This is a genomic window from Arthrobacter burdickii, from assembly GCF_030433645.1.
Classification (GTDB): domain Bacteria; phylum Actinomycetota; class Actinomycetes; order Actinomycetales; family Micrococcaceae; genus Arthrobacter_D; species Arthrobacter_D burdickii.
Window position 1 is genome coordinate 582,734 of the sequence record NZ_JAROCG010000001.1, and the last position, 26,126, is coordinate 608,859.

The 26,126-nt window shown below is 67.5% G+C and carries 21 protein-coding genes and 3 tRNA genes; 10 read left to right on the forward strand and 14 right to left on the reverse strand.

Going from position 1 to position 26,126, the window contains the following annotated elements:
• Positions 1–31 precede the first annotated feature (31 nt).
• Positions 32–3,454, forward strand: coding sequence for an error-prone DNA polymerase (locus P5G52_RS02725; RefSeq protein ID WP_301224462.1), 3,423 nt, complete (start codon positions 32–34; stop codon positions 3,452–3,454).
• Positions 3,455–3,575: 121 nt separating this feature from the next.
• On the opposite strand, the gene P5G52_RS02730 is transcribed toward P5G52_RS02725, so the two are convergent.
• Positions 3,576–3,658, reverse strand: a tRNA-Leu gene (locus tag P5G52_RS02730).
• A gap of 316 nt (positions 3,659–3,974) precedes the next feature.
• Between P5G52_RS02730 and P5G52_RS02735 the strand changes: the two genes are divergently transcribed.
• The 7 genes from P5G52_RS02735 to pknB are packed head-to-tail and all read left to right on the forward strand — an operon-like array spanning position 3,975 to position 13,542.
• Complete coding sequence (locus P5G52_RS02735) at positions 3,975–4,712, forward strand: FHA domain-containing protein (RefSeq protein WP_301224463.1); 738 nt, start codon at positions 3,975–3,977, stop codon at positions 4,710–4,712.
• A complete protein-coding gene (locus P5G52_RS02740; protein WP_301224464.1) occupies positions 4,709–5,191 on the forward strand; it encodes an FHA domain-containing protein FhaB/FipA in 483 nt (160 codons plus the stop codon). Before P5G52_RS02735 ends, P5G52_RS02740 begins: the two co-directional genes overlap by 4 nt.
• 44 nt (positions 5,192–5,235) lie before the next feature.
• Entirely contained in the window at positions 5,236–6,906 is a 1,671-nt protein-coding gene (locus P5G52_RS02745) for a PP2C family protein-serine/threonine phosphatase (protein ID WP_301228617.1), read from the forward strand.
• Positions 6,899–8,323 (forward strand): FtsW/RodA/SpoVE family cell cycle protein, encoded by a 1,425-nt coding sequence (locus P5G52_RS02750; RefSeq protein WP_301224465.1) that lies wholly within the window; start codon positions 6,899–6,901, stop codon positions 8,321–8,323. The genes P5G52_RS02745 and P5G52_RS02750 overlap by 8 nt, the downstream gene beginning before the upstream one ends.
• Positions 8,320–9,762 carry a peptidoglycan D,D-transpeptidase FtsI family protein gene (locus P5G52_RS02755; RefSeq protein WP_301224466.1) on the forward strand — a complete coding sequence of 481 codons (1,443 nt, stop codon included), beginning with the start codon at positions 8,320–8,322 and terminating at the stop codon, positions 9,760–9,762. Before P5G52_RS02750 ends, P5G52_RS02755 begins: the two co-directional genes overlap by 4 nt.
• On the forward strand, positions 9,759–11,546 hold the full coding sequence (locus P5G52_RS02760; protein WP_301224467.1) for a protein kinase domain-containing protein: 1,788 nt from the start codon (positions 9,759–9,761) through the stop codon (positions 11,544–11,546). The genes P5G52_RS02755 and P5G52_RS02760 overlap by 4 nt, the downstream gene beginning before the upstream one ends.
• Positions 11,547–11,583: 37 nt before the next feature.
• On the forward strand, positions 11,584–13,542 hold the full coding sequence (gene pknB / locus P5G52_RS02765) for a Stk1 family PASTA domain-containing Ser/Thr kinase (protein ID WP_301224468.1): 1,959 nt from the start codon (positions 11,584–11,586) through the stop codon (positions 13,540–13,542).
• Here the strand turns inward: pknB and P5G52_RS02770 are convergent.
• Genes P5G52_RS02770 through P5G52_RS02780 form a run of 3 tightly spaced genes read right to left on the reverse strand, consistent with a single transcriptional unit; the run spans position 13,539 to position 15,175 of the window.
• Complete coding sequence (locus P5G52_RS02770) at positions 13,539–14,183, reverse strand: aminodeoxychorismate/anthranilate synthase component II (protein ID WP_301224469.1); 645 nt, start codon at positions 14,181–14,183, stop codon at positions 13,539–13,541. The genes pknB and P5G52_RS02770 overlap by 4 nt on opposite strands.
• A 3-nt stretch (positions 14,184–14,186) precedes the next feature.
• On the reverse strand, positions 14,187–14,348 hold the full coding sequence (locus P5G52_RS02775; protein ID WP_301224470.1) for a hypothetical protein: 162 nt from the start codon (positions 14,346–14,348) through the stop codon (positions 14,187–14,189).
• 5 nt (positions 14,349–14,353) lie between these two features.
• Positions 14,354–15,175 carry a class E sortase gene (locus P5G52_RS02780; protein ID WP_435868636.1) on the reverse strand — a complete coding sequence of 274 codons (822 nt, stop codon included), beginning with the start codon at positions 15,173–15,175 and terminating at the stop codon, positions 14,354–14,356.
• Between the two features lie 180 nt (positions 15,176–15,355).
• Here P5G52_RS02780 and P5G52_RS02785 point away from each other — a divergent pair, with 180 nt between their 5' ends.
• Complete coding sequence (locus tag P5G52_RS02785) at positions 15,356–15,604, forward strand: cell division protein CrgA (RefSeq protein WP_301224471.1); 249 nt, start codon at positions 15,356–15,358, stop codon at positions 15,602–15,604.
• A 243-nt stretch (positions 15,605–15,847) separates the two neighbouring features.
• Here the strand turns inward: P5G52_RS02785 and P5G52_RS02790 are convergent, their stop codons facing one another.
• Entirely contained in the window at positions 15,848–16,720 is an 873-nt protein-coding gene (locus P5G52_RS02790) for a rhomboid family intramembrane serine protease (RefSeq protein WP_301224472.1), read from the reverse strand.
• A 4-nt stretch (positions 16,721–16,724) separates the two neighbouring features.
• Positions 16,725–17,267, reverse strand: coding sequence for a peptidylprolyl isomerase (locus tag P5G52_RS02795; protein WP_301224473.1), 543 nt, complete (start codon positions 17,265–17,267; stop codon positions 16,725–16,727).
• A 163-nt stretch (positions 17,268–17,430) separates the two neighbouring features.
• On the opposite strand from P5G52_RS02795, the gene P5G52_RS02800 reads away from it, so the two are divergent.
• Positions 17,431–18,336, forward strand: coding sequence for a hypothetical protein (locus P5G52_RS02800; protein ID WP_301224474.1), 906 nt, complete (start codon positions 17,431–17,433; stop codon positions 18,334–18,336).
• 80 nt (positions 18,337–18,416) lie between these two features.
• Here P5G52_RS02800 and P5G52_RS02805 read toward each other — a convergent pair whose 3' ends face one another.
• From P5G52_RS02805 to P5G52_RS02840, 8 genes are all read right to left on the reverse strand, one after another.
• Positions 18,417–19,334 (reverse strand): DMT family transporter, encoded by a 918-nt coding sequence (locus P5G52_RS02805; RefSeq protein WP_301224475.1) that lies wholly within the window; start codon positions 19,332–19,334, stop codon positions 18,417–18,419.
• Positions 19,335–19,427: 93 nt separating this feature from the next.
• Positions 19,428–19,500: transfer RNA gene (locus P5G52_RS02810), tRNA-Ala, on the reverse strand.
• A 45-nt stretch (positions 19,501–19,545) separates the two neighbouring features.
• A complete protein-coding gene (locus P5G52_RS02815) occupies positions 19,546–19,662 on the reverse strand; it encodes a DLW-39 family protein (RefSeq protein ID WP_301224476.1) in 117 nt (38 codons plus the stop codon).
• Positions 19,663–19,699: 37 nt separating this feature from the next.
• A tRNA-Ile gene (locus P5G52_RS02820) sits at positions 19,700–19,773 on the reverse strand.
• 86 nt (positions 19,774–19,859) lie between these two features.
• On the reverse strand, positions 19,860–20,396 hold the full coding sequence (locus tag P5G52_RS02825; protein WP_301224477.1) for a DUF3566 domain-containing protein: 537 nt from the start codon (positions 20,394–20,396) through the stop codon (positions 19,860–19,862).
• The gene (gyrA, locus tag P5G52_RS02830; protein ID WP_301224478.1) at positions 20,393–23,062 is read right to left on the reverse strand and encodes a DNA gyrase subunit A; all 2,670 of its coding nucleotides are present in this window, start codon (positions 23,060–23,062) and stop codon (positions 20,393–20,395) included. The genes P5G52_RS02825 and gyrA overlap by 4 nt, the downstream gene beginning before the upstream one ends.
• 175 nt (positions 23,063–23,237) lie before the next feature.
• Positions 23,238–25,265: a DNA topoisomerase (ATP-hydrolyzing) subunit B gene (gene gyrB / locus P5G52_RS02835; RefSeq protein ID WP_301224482.1), complete on the reverse strand. Its 2,028-nt coding sequence runs from the start codon at positions 25,263–25,265 to the stop codon at positions 23,238–23,240.
• 234 nt (positions 25,266–25,499) lie between these two features.
• Positions 25,500–26,021 (reverse strand): DciA family protein, encoded by a 522-nt coding sequence (locus P5G52_RS02840; protein ID WP_301228621.1) that lies wholly within the window; start codon positions 26,019–26,021, stop codon positions 25,500–25,502.
• Positions 26,022–26,126 lie beyond the last annotated feature (105 nt).

The window sequence follows — 26,126 nt, forward strand, 5'->3', positions numbered from 1 at the left end:
ATTCCAGGACATCCAGACAGGGAGGGACGCCATGGGCTGGAACAATCCGCCGATCCCGTGGTCGGACTTCGAACGGAACCTGTCCGGTACCACCCGGCCCGGGGCACCGCCCCCCGGCGCCGACGGCGGGGACAGCCCCGCCTGGTCACGGAAACGCCAGCCCTACATCGCTCCCGCGGCCGTTCCGGCCCCCGAGGGGCCCGTGGTGCCGTACGCGGAACTCCACGTCCACTCCAACTTCAGCTTCCTCGACGGTGCATCCAGTCCCGAGCACCTCGCCGAGGAGGCCCAGCGCCTCGGTCTCACCGGAATGGCGCTCACCGACCACGACGGACTGTACGGAGTGGTCCACTTCGCGGAAGCCGCCGAAAAGTACCCCGGATTCTCGACGATGTACGGCACCGAGCTCTCCCTCGGTCTGTCCAGACCGCAGAACGGTGAAGCCGACCCGGAAGGCCGGCACCTCCTCGTCCTCGCCCGGGGATCGGCGGGCTACCACCGCTTGTCCACGGCCATCACCGAAGCCCAGCTCGACGCCGACGCCGAGAAGGGCAAACCCCGCTACGACCTCGAGAGCCTCGCCGGGCACGCCCAGGGCCAGTGGATGATCCTCTCGGGCTGCCGGAAGGGGGCGGTGCGCTCGGCACTCGTCGCGGACGGGGCATCCGCCGCCGAGGCGGAGCTCCGCACGCTCGTCGAGCTGTTCGGCCGGGATTCGGTCGCCGTCGAACTCATCAACCAGGGCAATCCCCTGGACACCGCGCACAACGACGCCCTGGCCGCCGTCGCCGCACGCCTCGCGCTGCCGACCGTGGCCACCAACAACGTGCACTACGCGACCCCGAAGCAGCATCGGCTCGCCTCCGCCCTGGCCGCGGTCCGGGCCCGCAGGAGCCTGGACCAGATGGACGGCTGGCTTCCCGCCGCGGGAGCCGCCCACCTGCGCAGCGGTGCCGAGATGGCGCGGCGGTTCCGGGACTATCCCGGAGCCGTGGAGCGCACCGTGGACCTCGCCGCCGATCTCTCCTTCACCCTCCGCAGCGTCCGGCCCGGCCTGCCGAACCTCGACCTCCCGGAGGGCCACACGCAGATGAGCTACCTCCGCGAGCTCGTCTGGCAGGGGGCGGACAAGCTCTACGGCGGCCGGACCGATGTGCGCGAGCGCATCGAACGTGAACTGGAGGTGATCGAGAGCAAGAACTTCCCGGGATACTTCCTGATCGTCCACGACCTCGTGCACTACGCGCGGCGCAACGGGATCCTGTGCCAGGGACGGGGATCCGCCGCCAACTCGGCGGTCTGCTACCTGCTGGAGATCACCGCCGTGGACTCCATCAAGTACCAGCTCCCCTTCGAGCGGTTCCTCTCGAGCATGCGCGACGAGGAACCGGACATCGACGTGGACTTCGACTCGGACCGCCGCGAGGAGGTCATCCAGTACGTCTACCGCAAGTACGGGCGCTTCAACGCCGCGCAGGTCGCCAACGTCATCACCTACCGGCCCAAGTTCGCGGTCCGCGACATGGCGAAGGCCCTGGGCCACAGCCCGGGCCAGCAGGATGCCTGGTCGCGGCAGATAGAGCGGTGGGGCGGCCTCGTCTCCAGCAGCGACCACGACATCCCCGACTCCGTGGTCGAACTGGCCCAGGAAGTCCTGAAGTTCCCGCGGCATCTGGGCATCCACTCGGGCGGCATGGTGCTGACGGACCGTCCCGTCGGGGAAGTATGCCCCATCGAGCATGGGCGGATGGACGGCAGGACAGTCCTCCAGTGGGACAAGGACGACTGCGCCTGGATGGGGCTGGTGAAGTTCGACCTGCTGGGCCTCGGCATCCTCGCCGCCATCCAGTACAACTTCGACCTCGTGGAACGGCACTTCGGGGAGAAGTGGGAGCTGCACACCATTCCGAAGGAGGAACAGGGCGTGTACGACATGCTGTGCTTCGCCGACTCGGTGGGGGTCTTCCAGGTGGAGAGCCGAGCCCAGATGGGCATGCTCCCCCGGCTACAGCCCCGCCAGTTCTACGACCTCGTCATCGAGGTGGCCCTCGTACGGCCCGGCCCCATCCAGGGCGGAGCCGTGCACCCCTACATCAAGCGGAAGATGGGCGAGGAGGAGGTCCGGTACCTGCACCCCGACCTGAAGCCGGTCCTCGAACGGACCCTCGGCGTACCGCTCTTCCAGGAGCAGCTCATGCAGATGGCCATGGTGGTGGGTGGCTGCACCGGTGCGGACGCGGACCTCCTGCGCCGGGCCATGGGATCCAAGCGGGGCGAGGAGCGGATCGATTCGCTGAAGGCCAAGCTGTACCAGGGGATGGAGGCCAACGGGATCACCGGCGATGTGGCCGACACCATCTACAACAAGATCCAGGCGTTCGCGAACTTCGGGTTCGCGGAGAGCCACTCGATCAGCTTCGCGCTGCTGGTCTACGTCAGCGCCTGGCTGAGGCTGCACTATCCCGGCGCGTTCCTCGCAGCCCTGCTGCGCGCCCAGCCCATGGGGTTCTACTCACCGCAGACCCTCGTGGCGGACGCCCGGCGACACGGCGCCGTCGTCCTGCGGCCCGACATCCTGCACTCCGGGGTCCACGCCGACCTCGAACCGATCGAGGGCTACAACCCTCCCGCCGATCCCCGGGGCCGCACCACCGGGATGGACTGCTGCATCGAGGACGAGCAGCCCCCGGTGAGCTACTTCGACCAGGACACCCCCTTCGATTCGACACCCCACCGCCGCGACGGCAACTATGCGGTGCGGCTCGGGCTCGCCAGCGTCGAATCACTCGGGGCAAAGCTCGCGGAGAGGATCGTCGCCGAGCGGGAACGGAACGGACCCTACGAGGACATGCCGGACCTGGCGCGGCGGACGGGCGTCAATGCCGGGCAGCTCGAGGCGCTGGCGGCGGCGGGCGCCTTCGACTCGATGGGACTGAGCAGGCGGGAAGCGCTGTGGAACGCCGGGCCCGCGTCCACCGAGCGTGAGGGCCAGATCAAGGGGACCGCCGTGTACATCCAGCCGCCGTTGATGCCCGAGCTCTCGGACATCGACAAGGTCGGGTCCGACCTGTGGTCCACCGGGATCACCCCGGACGACCATCCGGTACGTCACGCCAGGAGCAGGCTGGAACGCCGTGGGGCACTGACGGCGCTGGAACTGAGGACGGCGGAGTCCGGCCGGCGGGTCGAGGTGGGCGGAGTCGTGACACACCGGCAGAGACCGGCGACCGCCAGCGGCATCACGTTCATGAACCTGGAGGACGAGACGGGACTGGTGAACGTCATCTGCTCGGTGGGGGTCTGGCAGCGCTACCGCCGCGTGGCGCGGGAGGCGAGCAGCGTGATCGTGCGGGGAATCCTCGAACGGTCCTCCGAGGGAATCGTCAACCTCGTGGCGGATCGCATCGAGGTCCTTCATCTGAAGGCCACCACCAGGTCCCGCGACTTCCGCTGACGTGCCCGGCCGGCGAGGCGCGGAACCGGAGCGCGGCCCGGTCCAGGCCGGGTTTTCCGGCGGAACCGGGCATACGACGAAGGGCCCCCGCTCGGCGGAGGCCCTTCGTCGTCGTGCACTGTGCGCGAGGGGGGATTTGAACCCCCACACCCTTTCGGATACTGGCACCTGAAGCCAGCGCGTCTGCCGTTCCGCCACTCGCGCATTTCAAGATTCCAACTCCGTGCGCCAGGCGCAGGTGTTGTGAACAGCAGAAACAAGCATAGCGGAGCATCACCGCAATTACCTAAACGCGGGATCCGACGGTCCGACGGCGCTCGGGGACACGGTGCAGCCACCGGCGATCGTTAGGACAAAGTAATCCTCGGAATGTCCCCTTGGAGCTCATTTCCAGAGGCTCCCAGTAGTATCGGAGGGAACATGCCCGGCCGGACATCGCCGTCTCCAGGACCGGGAGAAGCCCTGCAGCATCCTGCTGGCGGGGCCCGAAACCACAGTGGGACAGGGGAGGAGGCGGACGATGGGCATTCTCGACAACGTGGAGCGCGGACTCGAAAAGCTGGTCCGGAGCGCCTTCACCACGGGCTCGCGCTCACAGGTGCAGCCCCTCGAGATCGCCACTGCCCTCCGCAAGGAGTTGGACAACCGCTCGCTCGTCCTCTCGCAGGGCCGGACGCTCGCACCCAATGTCTTCACGGCCCGCCTCTCCGATTCCGACTTCGAGCTCGCCCAGCAATGGGGATCCGCCCTGGCCGAGGAGCTCTGCGACGTGGTCATCGCCCACGTCAACAGCCAGCAGTACAGCCTGCAGGGACCCGTGCGCGTGTCGTTCGAACACGATCCCGAGCTGAAGGCGGGTGTGTTCGAGATCGATTCGTCGATCGAGAAGCAGGCTGCTACGCGCCGCCCTGCCGGCCCGGCAGCGCCCGCAGCACCGCGCAGCCAGCCCACGCGCTACCAGCCGGTCCTCGAGATCGACGGCCGGCGCTATTCGATCCATTCCGGATCCATCATCCTCGGCCGCTCGTCCGAGGCGGACATCCCCGTCGACGACACCGGGGTCTCGCGGCGGCATCTCGAGATCCGCATGGAGGACGGCAGGATCTACGCCGTCGACCTCGGGTCGACCAACGGCAGTTTCGTGAACGGGCAGCGCGTCCACGGGCAGGCCGAGCTGACGGACGGCTCCATGATCACCATGGGGCGCTCACGCCTGACCTTCCGCATGGTGCCCACGCAGGACGGGGGCCAGCGATGAGTGAGGCCGGAGAACTGACGGTCACGATCCTGCGCTTCGGCTTCCTGATCCTGCTGTGGATCCTCGTGCTCAGCACCGTCGGGGCCCTGCGCCGCGACCTCCTGGTGGGCACCCGTACCAAGGCCGGTACGGCCCGGAACCCGCGGAACACACCCGATGTCCACGAAGAGCCCGCACCGGTCCGGGCGACCGCCCGCCGGCTGGTGGTCACGGAGGGCCCCCTGTCCGGGACCTCACTCGACCTCGCGGCGAGCCCGGTGCTCCTCGGTCGCGCCCAGGAGGCCACCCTCGTGCTCGAGGACGACTACGCGTCCGGCCGCCACGCACGCCTGTTCCCGCAGGGCAGCCGCTGGTTCATCGAGGACCTGGGCTCGACGAACGGGACCTACCTCGGCGGTACCCAGCTCACGCGTGCCCTGCCCGTCGAACCGGGCGTCCCCATCCGGATCGGTAAGACGGTCATCGAATTGAGGCCGTAGGCGTGCGGCTTGTCCTGAGGTTCGCTGCCCGCTCCGACGTGGGCATGGTGCGGGCGAAGAATGACGACTCCGCCTACGTGGGCCGGTACCTCGCCGTCGTCGCCGACGGCATGGGCGGCCACGCGGGCGGCAACGTCGCCTCCGCCTCCACCGTCCTGGACCTGGTCCATCTCGATCACAACGGGCACGGCGGCCATGCTGCGACGCACCTGGCCGACGAGATCCAGACCGCGAACTCCCTGCTCTCCGAACTCGTCGGGACGAACCCCCAGCTGGCGGGCATGGGCACCACGGTGACGGCCCTCCTGCTGGAGGACTCGACGCTGCAGCTCGCGCACATCGGTGATTCGCGCGCCTACCGGCTGAAGGACGGCGTCTTCGAGCAGATCACCACGGACCACACCTTCGTGCAGCGCCTCATCGACGAGGGCCGGCTCACTCCCGAGGAAGCGGAGGTCCACCCGCACAAGAACGTGCTGATGCGTGTGCTCGGCGACGTCGATGCGAGCCCGGAACTGGACCTCGACCACTTCGACGCCGAGCCCGGTGAGCGCTGGCTGCTGTGCTCGGACGGCCTCAACGCGGTCCTGAACGAGCGCGTGGTCGAGCAGGTCATGCGCGAGACGAAGGACATCCGCGCGTGCGTCGACACGCTCGTCGACCTGACCCTCGCCGGGGGCTCTCCGGACAACATCACCATCGCCGTCGTCGAGGTTGTGGAAGCGGACGACGACGACGCACCCCCGCCGTCCATCCCCCCTGCCCGGCAGGCAGCGGGCGAACGCGACATGCCGGGCGCGAACGGAGCGGACCCCGCCTCGCACCAGGTCGATGACAACGGGGACCTGCCCGGCACCGCCATCCGCGCCGACGTCATCCGCGAGGACCTGCTGACGAGGCCCCACATGCTGGTGGGGTCCGCGGCGCTGGCGACCGAGACGGGCCAGATCCCCATCGTGACGCAGCGGTCCACCGAGCGGCGCGCGGCGATGATGCTGACCCACAAGGCCGACACCCAGCCGGCGGACCCCGACGCCGGGGACGGGAGGCCGACGCGCAGGCGGCGCTGGCTCGTGCCCGCTTTCCTGTCACTCATGGGCCTGATCCTGATTGCCGTCCTGGGCCTTGGGTACACCTGGACGCAGACGCGCTACTACGTCGCCGAAGCGGACCACCGCGTGGCGATCTACACGGGCGTGCCCCAGAAGGTCGGGCCCATCAGCCTGAGCGAGCTGTACGAGACCACGGACATCCCCGTGTCGAACCTGCCCGAGTACCAGCGCTCCCAGCTCGTGGACACCCTTCCCGCCGCCAGCCTCGACGAGGCCCAGCGCATCGTGGGAAACCTTCGCAGCGAACTGCGGGCGGTCTCCTGCGACCCCGGAACGCCGGCGATCGCCTCGCCGAGCCCCTCCACCGGCAGCACTCCCAGCCCCACGTCCAGCAGCACGCCGCGCCCCAGCAGTTCCGCATCCCCCTCGCCCCGGACCTCGGCCGCGGCGGGCGTGCCCTCCGCAAGCGCGAGCGCCTCACCGCGTCCCCGCACGACAGCGGGTCCGAGTGCTTCCGCCACACCGGGTGCATCCGCAACGTCCAGTGCCTCGTCCAGTGCCTCGTCCAGTGCCTCGTCCAGCGCCTCGTCCAGCGCGGATCCGAGCCCCGCCCCCAGTCCTTCGTCCCCTGCCACCGACTGTGGAGGTGCAGCCAATGAGTGATGTCCTGACGGTCCCCCGGTCGCGGCGCAACATCGAGTTCGTCCTGCTGCTGCTCGCCCTCGCCGTGGCGATCAGCGCCAACTACCTGGCGGGCGTCGGCCGGGAGGAGCCCTTCGCCGACCACTTCTGGTTCCAGGCGATCACGCTCGGAGGGATGGGGCTCCTCATCCACATCATCCTGCGCTTCCGGGCAAAATATGCCGATCCAGTGATACTTCCCATCGTCGTCGCACTGAACGGGATCGGCCTGGCGATGATCCACCGCCTCGACCTGTCGGCCATCCTGATCAATCCGGACTATCCACCGGTAGCACCACAGCAGGTCACGTGGACGGCCGTGGCGGTCGGCGCGGCGGCGGTCCTCCTGATCGTCCTGCGCGACCACCGGATCCTCCTCCGCTTCACCTACATCTCGCTGATCGTCAGCGCCATCCTGCTCCTGCTTCCCCTCACGCCGCTCGGTCTCGAGATCAACGGAGCGCGCATCTGGATCTCCGTGGGCATCGGCACCTTCCAACCGGGAGAGATCGCGAAGATCACCCTCGCTATATTCTTTGCGGGGTATCTGTCGACGAACCGCGACCTCATCCTGCTGGCGGGCAAGAAGATCGGCCCGCTGCAGCTGCCCCGCTTCCGGGACCTGGCACCGATGGCCGCTGCCTGGCTGGTCAGCATCGGTGTCCTGATCTTCCAGCGCGACCTCGGGTCGTCGATCCTCTTCTTCGGCCTCTTCATGGTGATGATCTACGTGGCGACGAGCCGGGTCAGCTGGGTGCTGATCGGCCTGGCGATGATCGGTGTCGGCGTCTTCGTCGCCCTGGAACTGTTCAGCCATGTGGCACTGCGCTTCGACTCCTGGATCAACGCCTTCGCACCCGAGGTATACAACAGGGCACCCGGCGGCAGCGCGCAGGTGGTGCAGGGCCTGTTCGGCCTGGCCAATGGCGGCCTCGTGGGAACGGGACTGGGCGAGGGCCGGCCCGACCTCGTGACCTATGCCAACAGCGACATGATCATCGCGGCGCTCGGCGAGGAACTGGGACTGATCGGCGTCGTCGCCATCGTGATGCTCTATGTGATCCTCGTGTCCCGGGGCATCCGGGCCGCACTGGGGACCAAGGACGGCTTCGGCAAGCTCCTCGCCTGCGGCCTCTCCTTCACCATCGCACTGCAGTGCTTCGTGGTGATCGGGGGCATCACGCGCCTGATCCCCCTCACGGGACTGACCACGCCGTTCATGTCCGCCGGTGGATCCTCGCTGCTGGCAAACTGGCTCATTGTGGCCCTGATCCTGCTCATCTCGGAGACGGCGCGTCGACCAGCGCCGACGGCCCCGATGAAGGACTCGTTCCCCGAAGCGCTCGGCATGAACGGGAAACCCGTGAAGAAGAGGACCGCGAAGGAGGCAACCCGATGAACCAGGCCATCCGCAGCGCGTGGGTCGTCGCCATCGGCATGTTCGCCCTCGTCCTCGGCTCCCTCACCTACGTGCAGTTTTTCCAGGCACAGGAACTGAATGCAAACCCCTGGAACAGCCGGCAGTTGTTCCAGGACTTCGGCCGGCAGCGCGGGGCGATCCTCGTGGACGGCCGGGCCATCGCGGAGTCCGTGCCGTCGCAGGACCAGTTCAACTACCAGCGCGTGTACAACGAACCCGAACTGTACGCACACCTGACGGGGTACTACTCCCTGTCGCTGGGATCGACCCAGCTCGAGGACAGGGAATCGGACATCCTCTCCGGCACCAGCAGCTCGCTGTTCTACGACCGGGTCGTCGGACTCTTCTCGGGCGTCGACTCGCAGGGCGCGTCCGTGGAACTGACGATCGATCCCGAGATCCAGCAGCTCGCCTCGGACCTCATCCCCGACGATCAGCGGGGTTCGATCGTGGTCATGGAGCCCTCCACGGGCAACATCCTCGCGATGGTCTCGAAGCCGACCTACGATCCCAACCTCCTGTCCGGGCACGACACGGGCGTCATCGAGGAGAACGTCGCCGCACTCTCCGAACAGCCGGGACTCTCCATCTACTCGAATCCCGCAACCGAGTCCCTGGTGGCTCCGGGCTCCGTCTTCAAGCTCATCGACGCGGCGGCCGCCCTCGAATCGGGCAAATACGACGCCGACTCCGTGATCCCGAACCCGCCGGCGCTCGAATTCCCCGGCATCGAGTACTCCCTGCCGAACTACGTCACGGGAGGCTGCATCAGCAGGACGGAGGCGGACCTGGAGTTCGCGCTCGAGCAGTCCTGCAACACGCCCTTCGCGCAGATCGCCCTTGATCTCGGTGAGGAAGCCATTCAGGAGCAGGCAGCGAAATTCGGGTTCGGCGAGGAGCTGTCCATCCCGACGCGGGTCATCGCCAGCTCCTTCCCGTCGGACCTGACCGACCCCGAGCTCGCGCAGTCCGCGGTCGGGCAGTTCGACACGCGCGTGACGCCGCTCCAGATGGCCATGGTGACCTCGGCCATCGCCAACGACGGGCAGCAGATGAAACCCCAGCTCGTGAAGTCGATCCGGGCGGCCGACCTCCAGCTGATCGAGTCTCCGCAGCCCGAGGTGCTGCGCGAGTCGGTCAGCCCGGAGACGGCGAACCAGCTCACCGACTGGATGGTCAACGTGGTGGACAACGGTACGGCGACCGGCGCCCAGGTGCCGGGTGTCGAGGTCGCCGGCAAGACAGGAACCGCCGAGGTCTCCGAGACCGGTGACAATGCCTGGTTCACAGGTTTCGCACCCGCCGACGATCCGCAGGTAGCAATCTCCATCGTGATGGAGAACGTGGACATCCCCACTGGTCAGCAATTGACCTCACCCAGTGCCAAGCGACTTATAGAGGCGGTGTTGAACAGATGAGGCCCACGTCAGGAATCACCCTGGGCGGCAGGTTCGAACTGACCGAGCGCATCGCGATCGGCGGTATGGGCGAGGTCTGGAAGGCGCGGGACCAGATCCTGGGCAGGATCGTGGCGATCAAGATCCTCAAGGAGGAGTATTCGGGCGACCCGGCGTTCCTCAACCGCTTCCGCGCGGAGGCGCGCCATACGGCGCTGCTCAACCACGAGGGGATCGCCAATGTCTTCGACTACGGCGAGGAGGGCGGCTCCGCCTACCTCGTCATGGAGCTCGTCCCCGGGCAGCCCCTGTCCGCCGTGATCGAGAAGGAGCAGGTGCTCTCGTCCGACCGCACGCTCTCGATCATGGGCCAGACCGCCCTCGCCCTCGCCGTGGCACACCGGCAGGGACTGGTCCACCGCGACGTGAAGCCCGGCAACATCCTCGTGATGCCCGACGGCCGGGTGAAGATCACCGATTTCGGCATCGCCCGGTTGGCCGACCAGGTGCCACTCACGGCCACGGGCCAGGTCATGGGAACAGCCCAGTACCTCGCACCCGAGCAGGCCACGGGCCAGCCGGCCACGGGGTCCTCCGACATCTATGCGCTGGGCGTCATCGGATACGAGCTCCTCGCCGGGCGCCGCCCGTTCTCCGGTGAGTCTCAGATCGCGATCGCCCTCGCCCAGGTCAACGACGCCCCACCACCCCTGCCCGAAACCATCCCGCGCCCCGTGCGCGCGCTGGTCGGGTCCATGCTCGCCAAGGATCCTGCCGACAGGCCGCGGGACGCCGAGAGCCTCGCGCGCGCGGTCGACGCCATCCGTGCCGGCAACATCCGGGCCGCGGAAGCCGCGGTGCCCGGGATGCTCGCCTTCGGGACGGACGCGGACGCGGCGACGACCGCCGTTCCCCGCCAGGACACGCAGGCGACGACGGCGGTCCCCTCACCGAAGACATCCGCCCTTCCGAGGGTCGCGGCACCTGCCGCCGCCGGTGCCGCCGCAGGGATCGCAGCCTCCCGGGACTGGTCGGAGGAGGACATCGACGCCGCCGAGCCCTCCCAGCCGTACCGCCGCGAGGAGGATCGGCGGAGCCCCTGGCTGATCCCGCTCATCGTCCTGCTCCTGCTCGCACTGGCTGCCATCGCATTCCTGATCCTCCAGCCGCTGCTGACCGGAGACGACGACGACAACGTCCCGGCTGCATCGAGTACCACGACCAGCGCGACGCCCTCTCCGTCCGACACCCCCAGCCCGTCGCCCTCCAGCGCCTCTCCGTCCCCCTCGCCGACGCCGTCACCCACCACCGCAGAGGCTGACGAAGTGGTCATCACGCCCAGCCAGTACCTCGGCAGGCCGGAAGCGGAAGTGGCCGCCGAGCTCGGTGCCCTGGGCTTCCGCGTGGAGACCCAGCAGGAGCCCTCCGCGGACGTCGCGCAGGGACTCGTCACCGGCATCGAGCCGGTCGGCAGCCTGAGCCCCGGCGAGACGATCACCGTCACGTCGTCGAGCGGTCCCGAGCAGGTCACCGTACCCGCGGGACTGCAGGGAAAGGACGCCGCCGAGGTCGAGCGGATCCTCGTGGAGCTCGGGTTGCGGCCCCTGAACGTAGGCACGGAGGAGTCGGATCAGCCTCAGGGCACGGTGCTGCGCGTTGATCCCGGGCCGGGTGCGGTCATCGCCTCGGGAACCCAGGTGAACTACGTCGTGTCCTCGGGCCCGCCGGCCACCGAGGCGCCGACCAGTCCGCCGGAGCCGACACCCGCGTCGGCTCCGACGGCGACGGCGACCTCCGGGTCATGATCCGCCCGCAGAGCACGCGCCGGAAGGGCCTGGAGTGATGACCGCGGAGCGCGTCCTGAACGGACGGTACGAGGTGCGTGAACTGATCGGCCGTGGAGGCATGGCCGACGTACACCTCGGACGCGACCTCCGGCTCGGGCGATCAGTGGCGATCAAGGTGCTGCGCCAGGACCTGGTACGCGATCCCCTCTTCCAGTCGCGGTTCCGGCGTGAGGCCCAGGCCGTGGCCGGTCTCAACAACCCCAACATCGTCGCGGTCTACGACACCGGTGAGGAAGAGATCCCGGACCGGCCGCAGCACGAGGTCAGGGTCCCGTTCATCGTGATGGAGTACGTCGAGGGACGCACGCTGCGTGACCACGTCAAGGCCGGGGACCTGACCCCCGAGGACAGCGTGACCTACCTCGCCGGGGTCCTGGACGCGCTGGCCTACAGCCACAAGGCCGGCATCGTCCACCGGGACATCAAGCCGGCCAACGTGATGATCACCCCCGACGGCGCGGTCAAGGTCATGGACTTCGGCATCGCCCGCGCCATGGCGGACTCGCAGGCCACCATGACACAGACCCAGGCAGTCCTGGGCACGGCGCAGTACCTCTCACCGGAGCAGGCCCGCGGGGAGACGGTGGACGCCCGCAGCGATCTGTATTCGGCGGGATGCCTCCTGTTCGAACTGCTCACGGGCCGCCCGCCGTTCATCGGGGACAGTCCCGTGTCCGTGGCCTACCAGCACGTGCGGGAGGAACCTCCCGTCGCCAGCACCCTCGCTCCGGCCGTCACGCCCGCCCTCGACTCCGTCCTTGCCAGGGCGCTGCTGAAGGACCGTGAACACCGGTTCCAGGACGCAGCGTCCTTCCGCCGGGCACTGCTCGACGCTGCCCGCGGTGTCGTCCTCGCGGACGCCGCAGGGGCACCCACCGAGGCCATGGACATTGCCGCGCCCCGGACGCGTACAGCATCGGTCGGTGCGACGGCGATGGGCACCACGTACGATCCGCGGACCCGTGCCGGAGGCCGGGTCGTGGCGGAACAGTCCCTTCCCTCCGGGCTGGAGGACGAAGACGGTCGTCTGGACCTCCTGGGGAACGGCGCCGAGCGGGACCGGCGGCACGACCAGCACCGGAGATCGTCCCGGGCCGCCTGGCTCACCGTGTTCCTCGTGGTGGTCCTGCTCGTCCTCGCCGGAGGCTATGTCGTCCTGGACAACCTCCCGGACAACGAGCCGGTCCAGGAGGTGGCGACCGTCGACGTTCCCGATGTGGTGGCCATGACCGAGGCGGATGCGGCTGATGCGATCGTGGACGCCGGACTGGTCCCCTCCACGGACGAGGAGTACAACGCGTCGGTAAAGGCCGGAGACGTCATCAGTTCCGACCCTTCGGCGGGAGCATCCGTGGAGACGGAGTCCCGCGTGAACATCACCGTCTCGCTGGGCCCCGCCAACGTGGTGCTACCCGACAAGCTCGCGGGACTCACGGAGTCCTCGGCGCGGGATGCGCTGGAGGACCTCGGGCTGAAAGGCGGCGAGATCACGGAGGAGACCAGCGCGGAGGTCGCGGAAGGCCGGGTCATCACGACGAATCCCCAGGCGGGGCAGTCCGTGCCCGTCGGCACGGCAGTGGATCTGGTGCTGTCCAACGGCAAGGTGACCGTGCCGCTGCTCACCGACCTGACCGTTCTGCAGGCCGAGGCACTACTGGCCGATCCCGCCGTCCAGCTGCCGTTCTCCGTCCGCGAGGTCGAGAACAGCGTGGTGACACCGGGGATCGTGACGGCGCAGTCGTCGCCGGCACGGTCACAGGTGGATCAGGGAACGGAGATCGTGCTCTCGGTGGCGAAGGCACCCGCGCAGCCACCGGTGCAGGAGCCCACCCAGGAACCCACCCAGGAGCCGTCCCCGGAACCCACGCCGGAACCCTCCCGGACACCGGATGGCCGGCCCGCCGAGGGGACGGGGAACCAGCCCACGCCGGGACCCACGAAAGGGAACAGCTAGCGCGCGATGAGGGGGCTGAGTCCTGCCGCCTTGGCTGCAGCACCCGCGAGGCCGAGCGATTCGAGCCAGTTCCCCAGCATCTGGTAGCCGCCCTCCGTCAGGACGGACTCGGGGTGGAACTGGACGCCGCACAGGGGCGCGGTCTTGTGCTCGAGGCCCATGATGATGCCGCTGGCGGTGCGTGCGGTGACGGTGAGGTCGGCTGGGACGTCGTCGCTCACAGCTGCGAGGGAGTGGTACCGGGTGGCAGTGACCGGCGACGGCAGCCCGGCGAAGACACTTTTCGCATCGTGTTCCACCAGGGACGTCTTGCCGTGCATGAGCTCGGGTGCGTGCGTCACCCTTCCGCCATATGCCTCCGCCAGTGCCTGGTGTCCGAGGCAGACTCCCAGCATGGGCTTCGCATGCTCGCCGCACCACCGGATGAGGTCGATGCACACGCCGGCCTCGGCCGGCGTCCCCGGGCCCGGGGAGATGAGCACGCCGTCGCGCGATGCGGCCATGTCCTCGGCCTCCGCGAGGGTCATGTCGTCATTACGGACCACGGTCGTCTCGGCGCCGAGTTCCTGAAGGTAACCGACCAGGGTGTAGACGAAGCTGTCGTAGTTGTCGACGACGAGGATTCGGGTGGTGTCAGCCATGAGCTAGGGGGAACCAATCGTTGAATCTGTGAGCGGGTTGAACTGGGAGAACCAGGGGAACACGAAGACCATCAGCACCGTGACGGCCGCGAGCACCAGGACCACCGAGAGGATGACGCGCATCCACAGGGGACCCGGGAGGGTCCGGAAGATCCATCCGTACATCGTGGCTATCCCTGTCCTGCGGCGCGGGCGACCTGCTCCGCGATCTCGGGCGGCGGACCGGCATCCACAGGACGCCAGGACTCCATGACCGAATAAGCAATAATACGCTCCTGCGCACCGAAGCGCGGATTGCAGCTGGTCAGCGTCAGGATCCTGTCGACGGGTTCCGCGGCCGGCTGCGTGGGCACCGGTGCGATCACGTCCACGCGGTCGGGGAGGACGATCTCGGTGTTGCGGAACACGTACGTGTAGAACCCGTCGCGGGTCTGGACGTAGACACGGTCGCCCGGGACGAGCGTGTGGATCTGGTCGAGGACCTGGCCGTGGGTCTGGCGGTGGCCGGCCAGCGCAAAATTCCCCACCTCGCCAGGAGCTCCGGTTCCCGGGTAGTGCCCGAGGCCGAGGTTGTCGAGGACGTCCGTCCCGACCCCCGCCGTGACAGGGCGGGAGTAGCTCTCACCGAACCGGGGGATGTAGACCACTGCGAAGGTCCCGACCAGCTCGTCCTGCGGAAGGACGGCGGGTTCGCCGAAGTCCTCCGGTGCCGCGGGCTCCGTTCCTCCGGGCGGCGACGAGGGAGCCGGCCCCGCCACAACAGGTGGTACGTCCGAGAAGAACTCCTCGAGGGCGTGGTCCTGCTTGATCCCGGAATCGATGTTGGTCCACCACAGCTCCCAGCCCACGAAGAGCAGGAGGACGACGCCGACCGTGATGAGGAGTTCGCCGAGGACCTGCGCAACGAGCTGGACGGGGGTACGACGGCGCCGCTGCGGCAGTGCCTGCACCGCGGCATGCCCGTGTGCGGCGTCGAGGGTTGACCTGGCCACTGCCGCTCCTGCCGCTGGGGATGCACCGGTATCGGGCGGTTCTTGGCTAGAATCGTTCCCAGAACCGCCCGCCGGATGGTGTTCTTCCTTCAGGATAGCCTGCGGGTCTGGACGCACCGGGGCGCCCCGCGAGACCACCGGCGCAGCTGATCCGCAGTTGCGCCCCGTCGAGGAGAATCCGTGCCCGAGTCGAAGCCCCGCAAGAGAGCCAGCACCGCTGCGCCCGCCGTCAAGTCCTCGCAGCCCAAGCCGAACCCGGCCTGGTACAAGCCCGTGATGTTCGGGCTGATGATCATCGGCCTGCTGTGGATCATCACCTTCTACATCTCCATGTCCACCCTTCCGGTGGCGGCCTGGGGGTCCTGGAACATCCTCGTCGGTTTCGGCATCGCGATCGTCGGCTTCCTGATGACCACCCGCTGGCGGTAGTTCCCGCTTTCCGCCGGGGCGGTCGAAGGACCTGTCCCCACTGTGCACACGGTGTGCAGAAAGTTATCCACAGATGTGCACAGTTCTGTTGATCGTCCGCTCGAGAGCCTGAGATCCCGGGCCCTGCTTATCCACAGGTGTGGAATTACATGTGTGTAAGTTATCCCCCGTGTGGATAAGGGGTGTGGATAACGCAACTGAGGGCCGGTTCAGGCGAACCGGCCCTCAGTTGTCCTCCTCGTCCTAGACCAGGAGGAGCGAGACCCCCAGGAACGTCAGCACAGCCAGCAGCACGACGATTCCGCCGAGTCCGAGCCACTGCAGGCGGGCCTGGCGGGCACCCCGGGGTGCGTAGGCGATGACCGCTGCGCAGGCGGCCCCCGCCAGGAGGCCGCCGAGGTGGGCCTGCCAGGCGATCCCCGGCACCACGAAGCCCAGAACCGCGTTGATGGCGACCAGGACGACGATCTGCCGCACGTCACCCCCACGCTTGCGCTGGATGATGAAGAGGGCCCCGAACAGCCCGAAGACGGCACCGGACGCGCCGACCACGTACTGGAGGGGTCCGCTCAGCAGCAGGACGCCGAGGGATCCACCGACCGCCGAGATCAGGTAGAGCGCGAGGAACCTCGCCCGTCCCATCGCCGGTTCAAGCACCTTCCCCAGAATGTAGAGGGCGTACATGTTGAAGGCGATGTGCAGGAACGAGTTGGGCGAATGGAGGAAGGCCGCGGTCAGCATGCGCCACGGCTCGGCCGGAATGGCTCCGCCCACGCCGGCGGTGAACACCGGAGCGTAGGAAAAGGTACGGGTGAGCCCGGGGATCACGAGCTGGAGCAGGAATACCACCACGCAGATCCCGATCAGGGCCGTGGTGACGATCGGGGTGCCCCCGCGTGCAACGCCGCCGAAAGCGTTCTTCCGGACCGGGGTGCGGGCCGCCTGCTCACGCACGCAGTCCACGCACTGGAATCCGACGGCGGCCGGCCGCTGGCAGTCTCCGCAGGCCGGGCGACCGCACCGCTGGCACCTCACATAGCTGATGCGGTCGGGGTGCCTCGGGCAGACGGGTGCCTGCTGGCTGCCGGCGTCGGGCGCGGGGGCACCGTAGGACATTCGGTTAGAGCTGTTCCACGGTGATGCTCTCGATGACGACGTCGTCGAGGGGCTTGTCCCTCATGTCCGTGGCGATCGCGTTCAGCTTGTCGACGACCTTGCGCGACTCCTCGTCGGTGACGTCACCGAAAATGGTGTGCTTGCCCTGCAGCCAGGTCGTGGGCACCGAGGTGATGAAGAACTGCGACCCGTTGGTGCCGCGTCCGCCCTGGGTTCCGGCATTGGCCATGGCGAGCTTGTAGGGCTCGTTGAAGGTGAGGTCCGGGTTGATCTCGTCGTCGAACTTGTAGCCGGGTCCACCGATACCCTGGCCCAGCGGGTCGCCACCCTGGATCATGAAGTCCTTGATGATGCGGTGGAAGATCGTCCCGTTGTAGAGGGGAGCGTTGCTCTCCTCGCCCGTCTGCGGGTGGGTCCAGGTGATCTCGCCGGTTGCCAGGCCCACGAAGTTCTTCACGGTCTTCGGCGCGTGGTTGCCGAAGAGGTTCACCTCGATATTGCCCTGGTTGGTGGAAATGGTCGCTTTTGCTGTTGGGATAGCAGTCATTGGCCCATTCTTCCACGCAGCCTCTGACAATAAGCTGGAGGAGTGCCATTCCGCGGACAGTGAAACGGCCCGTTCGACGGGATCCCGGGGTGCGCCCCGATAGCACCCCCTGTCCATGCAACGTAGGCTGATCAAAACGAGTAACCACCCCCTGGAGGTTTTTGTGAAGAAGAATGCACGCGTCACCCACGATCTCGAGGAGAGCGCCGCCATCGGAGCGGCATTCGTTGCTGGAGTAGCAGCAGCACGGGCATGGGCATCTCCCCATGTCGATGCCGCCTACGGCTGGGCTAAGCCCCGGTGGGAGAAGGGCGTCGAAACTGCCGGGCCGGCCCTGCAGGACACCGTCCGCAGGACCACCGAGGGCATCGCGGGCGGCATCGCCGTCGTCACCCCCCGGATCCAGTCCGGGATCGACAGTGTGGGCCCGCGCATCACGCACGTCATCGACGAGACGACCCCGAAGATCCAGAGCACCCTCGACAAGGCGACGCCCGCGCTGAACTCCGCCAAGGGGAAGGTCGTCGACGACTACCTGCCGGCCCTGTCCAACAGGCTCGGCGAGGCAGCTGATACGGCAGCCCGCTCCCTCGCGGCAGCCACCGTGCCCCCTCTGGTCGAGAAGGTCGTGACCAAGGCGACCGGTGACAAGAAGGCCGTCACGAACGCCCAGAAGCGCCTGGTCGCCGCGACGGTGCAGGCCTCGAAGGACCTCAAGAGGAACCAGGCACGCAAGTCCGGCAAGGGGTGGCTGATCATCGGCATCATCGCGTCGGCTCTCGTCGCCGGCGTCGCTGCGTGGAGGGCCTCGAAGCCCGTCGAGGATCCCTGGAAGACGCCCGCCCCGGTGAACGCGACGCCTGCTCCCGTCGCTGCCGACAAGGCACAGGAAGCCAAGGACGTCGTCGCCGAGATCAAGGAAGCGGCTGAGCGTTCGGCCACCTCCTCCGATGACGCATCCGCGACCAGCAAGACTCCGGCTGCGGATACCGCCTCGCCGGTCGGAGGCGACACCCCGGACGTGACCGTGAAGCGCACCGTCGGACCGACGGACGAGCCGAAAGCCTGACACTCCGAGCAGCGAAAAGCCCCCGGTATCCCGCCGGGGGCTTTTTCATGCCATATTCGTTATATTTGTCATAAGGAATGTTAGTCGCCGCCGAGTACGGGAGGCACAGGAGCGGCCTGCTCCGCAAGAAGCCGCTGGCGCCCCGCTCGTCGTTGCTGGCCACGGACGACCACGGCCAGGCCGGCGAGGATGAGCACCAGCCCGCCATAGGTTCCAGCGGGCAGCTGCTCGCCGAGGAAGACGGCCGCGAGGATCGCGGCGCCGGGAATCTCCAGCAGGATGATCATCGACACGACCAGCGGGCTCATCACCGCGAGCAGGTGGTTGAACACCGAGTGGCCCATGATCTGCGCGAGAAGAGTCACGGCGAGGATGCCCGCCCACGCCACGGGGGTGAATCCGACGATCGGTTGGCCCGTGGCTGCGCAGAGGACTCCGAGGATGACTGCACACACTCCGTAGCAGAGCGTCGTATAGGTCCCGGTGGACATCGTCCGCCGGGCGGCGGCTCCCGCCATCTGGTAGACGCCCGCAAGCGCCCCGCCGGCCAGCGCGAGCATGTCCCCGAGGAGCGCGTCCCGGGACAGTGAGAGGTCGAATCCGGTGATGATCACGACGCCGAGAAAGGCGATGCCCAGACCGGCCACCACCGCGCGCTGTGGCCGGGATCCCAGCAGGGCGTTGAACAACGCGATCCACGCCACCTGCAGGCAGACGAGGGCTGTGGCCGCCGCCACCGAGGTGAGCTTGAGAGCGGTGATGAAGCAGGCGAAGTGCAACGCCAGGGCTCCAGCTGCAAGGGCGAGCCGCCGGTAGTCCGCGGGGCGCAGGGCCGCGAACTCGTCCCTCTTGGAGACGACTGCCGGGCCGCCCATGAGGACGGCTCCGAGCAGGTTCCGCCAGAACGCGATGGCGAGGACCGGGGCGGCTGTCGCTGCCATGATCGGCCCGGACGCCGAGACCCCAATCACGCCCAGGATCGAGAGGAAGATAGTCACCCGGCAACCCTATGGCACGCCGTCAGTGCCGCCGCGTGCCGATCGGCCGGTTAAAGCAGGAAGTCCCGGCCGATGGCCGGGACTTCCTTTCGGTGGAGGCACGGGGACTCGAACCCCGAACCCCCTGCTTGCAAAGCAGGTGCGCTACCAATTGCGCCATGCCCCCGAAATGAGCCTCATCCAGTATACCTGCGCCGGACGATGTTCCTTGCTAGGCGACGTCGTCCGTCGCATTGCTCCAGACGCTCTTGCTTTTCTCTGAATCCTGCCACCGCTTGTAGACGAGGACACTTGCTGCAGCCGCTGCCGCAATAAGCAACTTCTTCACACCAGTCTCCTAGCAGTCCCCTGCAGTAGTGGATCCGTGGGCGTACCAGGACTTGAACCTGGGACCTCTTCGTTATCAGCGAAGCGCTCTAACCGCCTGAGCTATACGCCCCGATACCTCTTCGGGCCGAGATACGACTTTACAGTAGTGTCTCGGCATTCTTCAAATCGCCCTCCGGCGCCGAAGAGGCCGGTGTCCTAATCGTCGGTCAGCGTGACGCCGATTCCGCCGACCAGGGTGGAGGAGATGTTGTAGAGCACCGCCGAGAGCATGGCCAGGGCGGTCAGGAGCACCACGTTCACCACAGCGATGATCGTGGCGAAGGAGAGGACCTGGGGCAGCGACGCGAACTGTCGAAGATCGAACCCACCGTTCTCGGATCCGGCGATCTCCCGGAGGAGCTCGTTCACGCCGTCGAAGATCCCGGTGAGGTCCAGGACCGTCCAGATCACGAAGGATGCCACGACGGTGACGATGCCGAGCGCGACCGACAGGAGGAACGACATCTTGAGCACGGACCACGGGTCGACCTTGCTGACGAGCAGGCGGGCTTTACGGGCCTTCGCCTTCGGTGCCGGTTTGATGAGTCCCGGTCGTTGCGCGGGACGCGCGGTCTGCGCGCCCGGGCCCGTGGGTCGCTGCGCGGGGCGCGCGGGGGCATTCACGCGCGGAGGCGTCCCGGGCGTCCGCAGTTGGCCGCTGGACGCTCGCGGGTTGGTGTTGGCCGAGCTCACTCGCTACCTCCATGTTCCGGCGACTCAGCGTCAGGCTCAGCCGTTTCCTCTGTCGACAACCGTACTTCATCGGCTGTGAACTCTGCAGGTGCGTCCTCGGGCGTGACCGTGTCGATGACGTCCACGTCCGGGCTGGCCTCGGAAGGATCATCGATCAACCCCTCCTCGACGGCAACACTCCGCTCACTGTTGCGGGCCACGGCGATGATGCGGTCCGTCTTGTCCGGCTTGGCGAAGATGACACCCATCGTGTCGCGTCCCTTCGCCGGTACGCCGGCCACGGCCGAGCGGACGACCTTCCCTCCACCCATGACCACCAGGACTTCGTCCTCGTCCTGCACGACGAGCGCGCCGACCAGGTCTCCCCGCTCCTCGGCCAGCTTGGCAACCTTGATGCCGAGCCCACCGCGGCCCTGCACACGGTACTCGTCGACCTTGGTCCGCTTCGCGAAACCGCCCTCGGTGACGATGAAGACATAGGAGTCGTCGGTGACCACGCTGCCGGCCAGCAGTTCGTCGTCCTCGCGGAACTTCATGCCGGTCACCCCGGACGTCGCGCGTCCCATCGGTCGCAGGGCGTCGTCGTCGGCCGTGAAGCGCAGCGACTGTCCCTTGCGCGAGACGAGCATGATGTCGTCATCGCTGGACACGAGCTGCGCGGAGACGAGCTCGTCGTTGTCCCGCAGGTTGATCGCAATCACGCCGGCGGTCCGGTTGGTGTCGTAGTCCTCGAGGCGCGTCTTCTTCACGAGTCCGCGCTTCGTGGCCAGGACCAGGTAGGGAGACTGCTGGTAGTCGCGCAGGTCGAGCACCTGGGCGATCCTCTCGTCTGGCTGGAAGGCCAGGAGGTTGGCGACGTGCTGTCCCTTGGCATCACGGGCGGCCTCGACCAGTTCGTACGCCTTCGCCCGGTAGACCCGGCCCAGGTTCGTGAAGAACAGCAGCCAGTGGTGGGTGGTGGTGACGAAGAAGTGCTCGACGACGTCGTCCCCGCGCAGCTGAGCTCCCTTGATGCCCTTGCCGCCGCGTGCCTGCTGACGGTAGTTGTCGCTGCGGGTGCGTTTGACGTATCCGCCGCGGGTGATGGTCACGACCATCTCCTCTTCGGGGATCAGGTCCTCCATGCTCATGTCGCCGTCGTAGCCCATGAGGATCTCGGTCCGCCGGTCGTCGCCGAACTTTGCGACGATCTCCGCGAGCTCCGTGCTGACGATGCCGCGCTGCACGTCCTCGGAGGCGAGGATCCGGTTGAACTCCGTGATCATGGATTCCAGCTCGGCGTGGCGGTCCTGGATCTTCTGCCGCTCGAGCGCCGCCAGGCGCCGAAGCTGCATGTTGAGGATCGCCGTCGCCTGCAGTTCGTCGATGGACAGCAGACCCATCAGTCCGTCACGGGCCTGCTCCGTGGTGGAGGAGGCCCGGATCAGGGCGATGACCTCGTCGAGCGCGTCGAGCGCCTTCAGCAGTCCGCGGAGGATGTGGGCTTCCTCCTCCGCCTTGCGCAGCCGGTACCGCGTCCGGCGGACGATGACCTCGAGCTGGTGGGTCACCCAGTGCCGGATGAAGGCATCGAGGCTCAGCGTGCGGGGCACGTCATCGACGATCGCCAGCATGTTCGCGCTGAAGTTGTCCTGCAGCTGCGTGTGCTTGTACAGGTTGTTGAGGACAACCTTCGCGACGGCGTCGCGCTTCAGCACGATCACCAGGCGCTGGCCTGTCCGGCCGGAGGTCTCGTCCCTCAGGTCCGCGATGCCACTGATCTTGCCGTCCTTGACCAGTTCGGCGATCTTGATGGCGAGGTTGTCCGGGTTCGCCTGGTACGGGAGCTCGGTGACGACGAGGCAGGTACGGTTCTGGATCTCCTCGACATTGACGACGGCGCGCATCGTGATGGAGCCGCGGCCCGTCCGGTAGGCGTCCTCGATACCCTTGTGGCCGAGGATCTGCGCGCCGGTCGGGAAGTCGGGTCCCTTGATGCGGGCGATCAGTGCTTCGAGCAGTTCTTCCTTCGAGGCATCCGGGTTCTCGAGGTACCACTGGACGCCGTCGGCCACCTCGCGCAGGTTGTGCGGCGGGATGTTGGTGGCCATGCCGACGGCGATGCCGGAGGACCCGTTGACGAGCAGGTTCGGGAAGCGCGACGGCAGGATCGTCGGCTCCTGGTTCTTGCCGTCGTAGTTGTCCTGGAAGTCGACGGTCTCCTCATCGATGTCCCGCACCATCTCCATGGCGAGCGGAGCCATCTTCGTCTCGGTGTACCGGGGAGCGGCCGCGCCGTCGTTCCCGGGCGAACCGAAGTTCCCCTGTCCGAGGGCCAGCGGGTAGCGCATCGTCCAGTCCTGGATCAGGCGGACCAGGGCGTCGTAGATCGCCGAGTCACCGTGCGGGTGGTACTGGCCCATGACCTCGCCGACCACGCGGGCGCACTTGTTGAACGAGCGGTCCGGCCGGTAGCCGCCGTCGAACATTGCGTAGAGGACGCGCCGGTGCACGGGCTTGAGGCCGTCGCGCACGTCGGGCAGCGCCCGGCCGACGATGACCGCCATCGCGTAGTCCAGGTAGGACCGCTGCATCTCCGTCTGCAGGTCCACCTGCTCGACGCGGTCCGTCAGGACCTCACCCTCGATGGGCTCGTCGGGTCCGTTACCGGTGATGTCGTCACTCATGAATCAGTTCCGTTCGTGAAAGGTTCTCGACCACACAGGAGACGCGGTCGCTGGCCGGTGCCCGGCATCGTGTGCAGGCGCCCGGTCGGACGTCCTCCCTCTCCCTCGCAAGCTCGGGCAGGGACCCTCGGTCCGCTCTTGTTCCGTTGCGCCGGCACGATGCCGGTATCGGCACTCAGATGTCGAGGAAACGCACGTCCTTGGCGTTCTGCTGGATGAAGTTGCGGCGGGACTCGACGTCCTCACCCATGAGCACCGAGAACACCTGGTCGGCGGCGGCCGCGTCGTCCATGGTGACCTGGAGCAGGGTGCGGTGGTCCGGATCCATGGTGGTCTCCCACAGTTCCGTGTAGTCCATCTCACCCAGGCCCTTGTACCGCTGGATGCCGTTGTCCTTGGGCAGCCGCTGGTTGTTGGCGAGGCCGATCCGGATGACCTCGTCACGCTCGCGGTCGCTGAACACGTAGTCGTGCTTCGCGTTGGACCACTTGATCCGGTACAGCGGCGGCTGCGCGAGGTAGACGAAGCCGTTTTCGATCAGCGGCCGCATGTAGCGGAACAGCAGCGTGAGCAGCAGGGTCGTGATGTGCTGGCCGTCCACGTCCGCATCGGCCATGAGCACGATCTTGTGGTACCGGGCCTTCTCGACGTTGAAGTCCTCGCCGATCCCCGCGCCGAACGCGGTGATCATGGCCTGGACCTCGCTGTTGCCGAGGGCCCGGTCCAGGCGGGCGCGCTCCACGTTCAGGATCTTGCCGCGCAGGGGCAGAATGGCCTGCGTCTCGGGGTTGCGGCCCCGGACCGCCGAACCGCCGGCCGAGTCGCCCTCCACGATGTAGATTTCTGACCGCGCCGGGTCCTTGGACTGGCAGTCCTTGAGCTTGCCCGGCATGCCGCCGGACTCGAGCAGGCCCTTGCGGCGCGTGGACTCACGCGCCTTGCGGGCCGCGAGGCGCGCCTGCGATGCCTGGATCGACTTGCGGATGACGTCGCGGGCGGGCCCCGGGTTGCGCTCGAGCCAGTCGCCCAGCTGGTCGGTGACGACGCGCTGCACGAAGCCCTTGACCTCTGAATTGCCGAGCTTCGTCTTCGTCTGGCCCTCGAACTGCGGCTCGGAGAGCTTCACGGAGATGACGGCGGTCAGGCCTTCGCGGATGTCGTCACCCGTGAGGTTGTCGTCCTTCTCCTTGATGATGTTCTTCTCACGCGCGTACTTGTTGATCAGGGTGGTCATGGCCGCGCGGAAGCCCTCTTCGTGCGTTCCACCCTCGTGCGTGTTGATCATGTTGGCGTACGTGTGCACGCTCTCGGAGTAGGCCGAGGTCCACTGCAGCGCGATCTCGACGGACATGGTGCGGTCCGGGGTCTCCGTCTCGAAGACGATGACGTCGGGGTGCACCACGTCGACGCGCTTGGAGGAGTTGAGGTGGTGCACGTAGTCCACGAGGCCGTTCTCGTAGAGGTACTCGACCTCGCGGTGCTTGGGCGTGGAATCCTCACCGGTCTCGACGGTGACCTCGTCCTCGACCTCGTCGACGTGCTCGTCGGTGAAGGTGATGCGCAGTCCCTTGTTGAGGAACGCGGTCTGCTGGAAGCGTGCGCGGAGGGTCTCGAAGTCGAACTGCGTGCTCTCGAAGATCGAGTCGTCGGGATAGAACGTCTGGGTGGTGCCGGTCTCGGAGGTCTCCTCGCCCTTCCTCAGCTCGCCGACGGGCTTGCCGCCGTCGGCGAAGGACTGGCGCCACACGTGGCCCTGGCGTCGTACTTCCGTCTCGACCCGCTTGGACAGCGCGTTGACGACCGAGATGCCGACGCCGTGCAGGCCGCCCGACACCGCGTACCCGCCGCCGCCGAACTTGCCGCCGGCGTGGAGGATGGTCATGACGACCTCGACGGTCGGCCGGCCCTCGGTGGGGTGCATGTCCACGGGGATACCGCGGCCGTTGTCCACGACCTTGACACCGCCGTCGGCCTGGAGCGTGATCTCGATGTGGTCGCAGTAACCCGCCATCGCCTCATCGACCGAGTTGTCCACAACTTCGTACACAAGGTGGTGAAGCCCTCGGGGTCCGGTGGACCCGATGTACATGCCCGGACGCTTGCGGACCGCTTCCAGGCCCTCCAGGACCGTGATCTCGTTGGCACCGTATGCGTGTTCGGTGGCCGCCTCCAGGATCGGGGATTCGCCTTCGCCGATCAACACATCACTTGCATTCAACTCGTTCTCGTGTGCCACAGGCGTAGACGGCTCCTCAGCTGGATGGACCAAAACAATCTCGATCTATTCTACCCTGCGGAGGGCTACAATCCCGCACGAACACCCTCTCACCGGCCAATAAAGCGGCGTCAGAGCCGATAGGGGGTCCTTCCATGAGGACGGATACGCCGGGCGGACCTCCGATTGGCCTACAGGCCGTCCAGCGGCCCGCCCTCCGGCTCATCCGTAGGTGTCGCGGGGACCGCGTCCCTTGACGGAGCGTCCACCCTTGCGCCAGCTCGGCGCGGCGGGCCCGACGACGGAGAGCCGGGTCACGACGCCCGCCCCCAGCTCGGCCTCGAACCGCTGCAGCACCTGCGGAGTGATGAGGCGGAGCTGGGTGGCCCAGGCGGTCGAGTCGCACCTCACCAGGACCGTGTCGGCGTCGAAACTCTCCGGCACGCAGTGCGCCGCGATGTCCGCCCCGACGATCTCGTCCCAGCGGGACAGCACCGATCCGATCGCCACCGGCGACTTCCAGCCGCGTTCCGCGAGCATCCTCGAGAAGACGTTGCCGACACCTTCCGGATCCCGCCCACCATAGGTGGGCTCGGGTGAGTACCGGCGGCGAGGTGCCTTCGCCGTCCGCTTCGAAGCCGTCTCCCGGGGTGTGCCCCTGGCCTGGGATGCGCTGCGCAATCTGTTGAGGAGGGCCTGCGGAGCGTCCTGCTCGGGAAAGTCCTCGGCGCCGGGACGGTCCATCCCGCCGTCTCCGTCGCGGTTCCGTTCGCCGCGGTTCCTGCCGTCATCCGGCCCGTCCGCCCCGGGTCGCGCCGGATCGCCGGTCGCTTCACCGGAGGGTATGCC

Excerpts from the sequence above, each read along its gene's own strand:
- P5G52_RS02745 (WP_301228617.1), top strand. The coding sequence starts at position 5,236 with ATGGTGCGGGCGAAGAATGACGACTCCGCCTACGTGGGCCGGTACCTC.
- gyrA (WP_301224478.1), bottom strand. The coding sequence starts at position 23,062 with ATGAGTGACGACATCACCGGTAACGGACCCGACGAGCCCATCGAGGGT.
- P5G52_RS02735 (WP_301224463.1), top strand. The coding sequence starts at position 3,975 with ATGGGCATTCTCGACAACGTGGAGCGCGGACTCGAAAAGCTGGTCCGG.
- P5G52_RS02760 (WP_301224467.1), top strand. The coding sequence starts at position 9,759 with ATGAGGCCCACGTCAGGAATCACCCTGGGCGGCAGGTTCGAACTGACC.
- P5G52_RS02750 (WP_301224465.1), top strand. The coding sequence starts at position 6,899 with ATGAGTGATGTCCTGACGGTCCCCCGGTCGCGGCGCAACATCGAGTTC.
- P5G52_RS02725 (WP_301224462.1), top strand. The coding sequence starts at position 32 with ATGGGCTGGAACAATCCGCCGATCCCGTGGTCGGACTTCGAACGGAAC.
- P5G52_RS02755 (WP_301224466.1), top strand. The coding sequence starts at position 8,320 with ATGAACCAGGCCATCCGCAGCGCGTGGGTCGTCGCCATCGGCATGTTC.
- P5G52_RS02795 (WP_301224473.1), bottom strand. The coding sequence starts at position 17,267 with ATGACTGCTATCCCAACAGCAAAAGCGACCATTTCCACCAACCAGGGC.
- pknB (WP_301224468.1), top strand. The coding sequence starts at position 11,584 with ATGACCGCGGAGCGCGTCCTGAACGGACGGTACGAGGTGCGTGAACTG.
- P5G52_RS02770 (WP_301224469.1), bottom strand. The coding sequence starts at position 14,183 with ATGGCTGACACCACCCGAATCCTCGTCGTCGACAACTACGACAGCTTC.
- P5G52_RS02840 (WP_301228621.1), bottom strand. The coding sequence starts at position 26,021 with ATGGACCGTCCCGGCGCCGAGGACTTTCCCGAGCAGGACGCTCCGCAG.
- P5G52_RS02740 (WP_301224464.1), top strand. The coding sequence starts at position 4,709 with ATGAGTGAGGCCGGAGAACTGACGGTCACGATCCTGCGCTTCGGCTTC.
- P5G52_RS02775 (WP_301224470.1), bottom strand. The coding sequence starts at position 14,348 with ATGTACGGATGGATCTTCCGGACCCTCCCGGGTCCCCTGTGGATGCGC.
- P5G52_RS02790 (WP_301224472.1), bottom strand. The coding sequence starts at position 16,720 with ATGTCCTACGGTGCCCCCGCGCCCGACGCCGGCAGCCAGCAGGCACCC.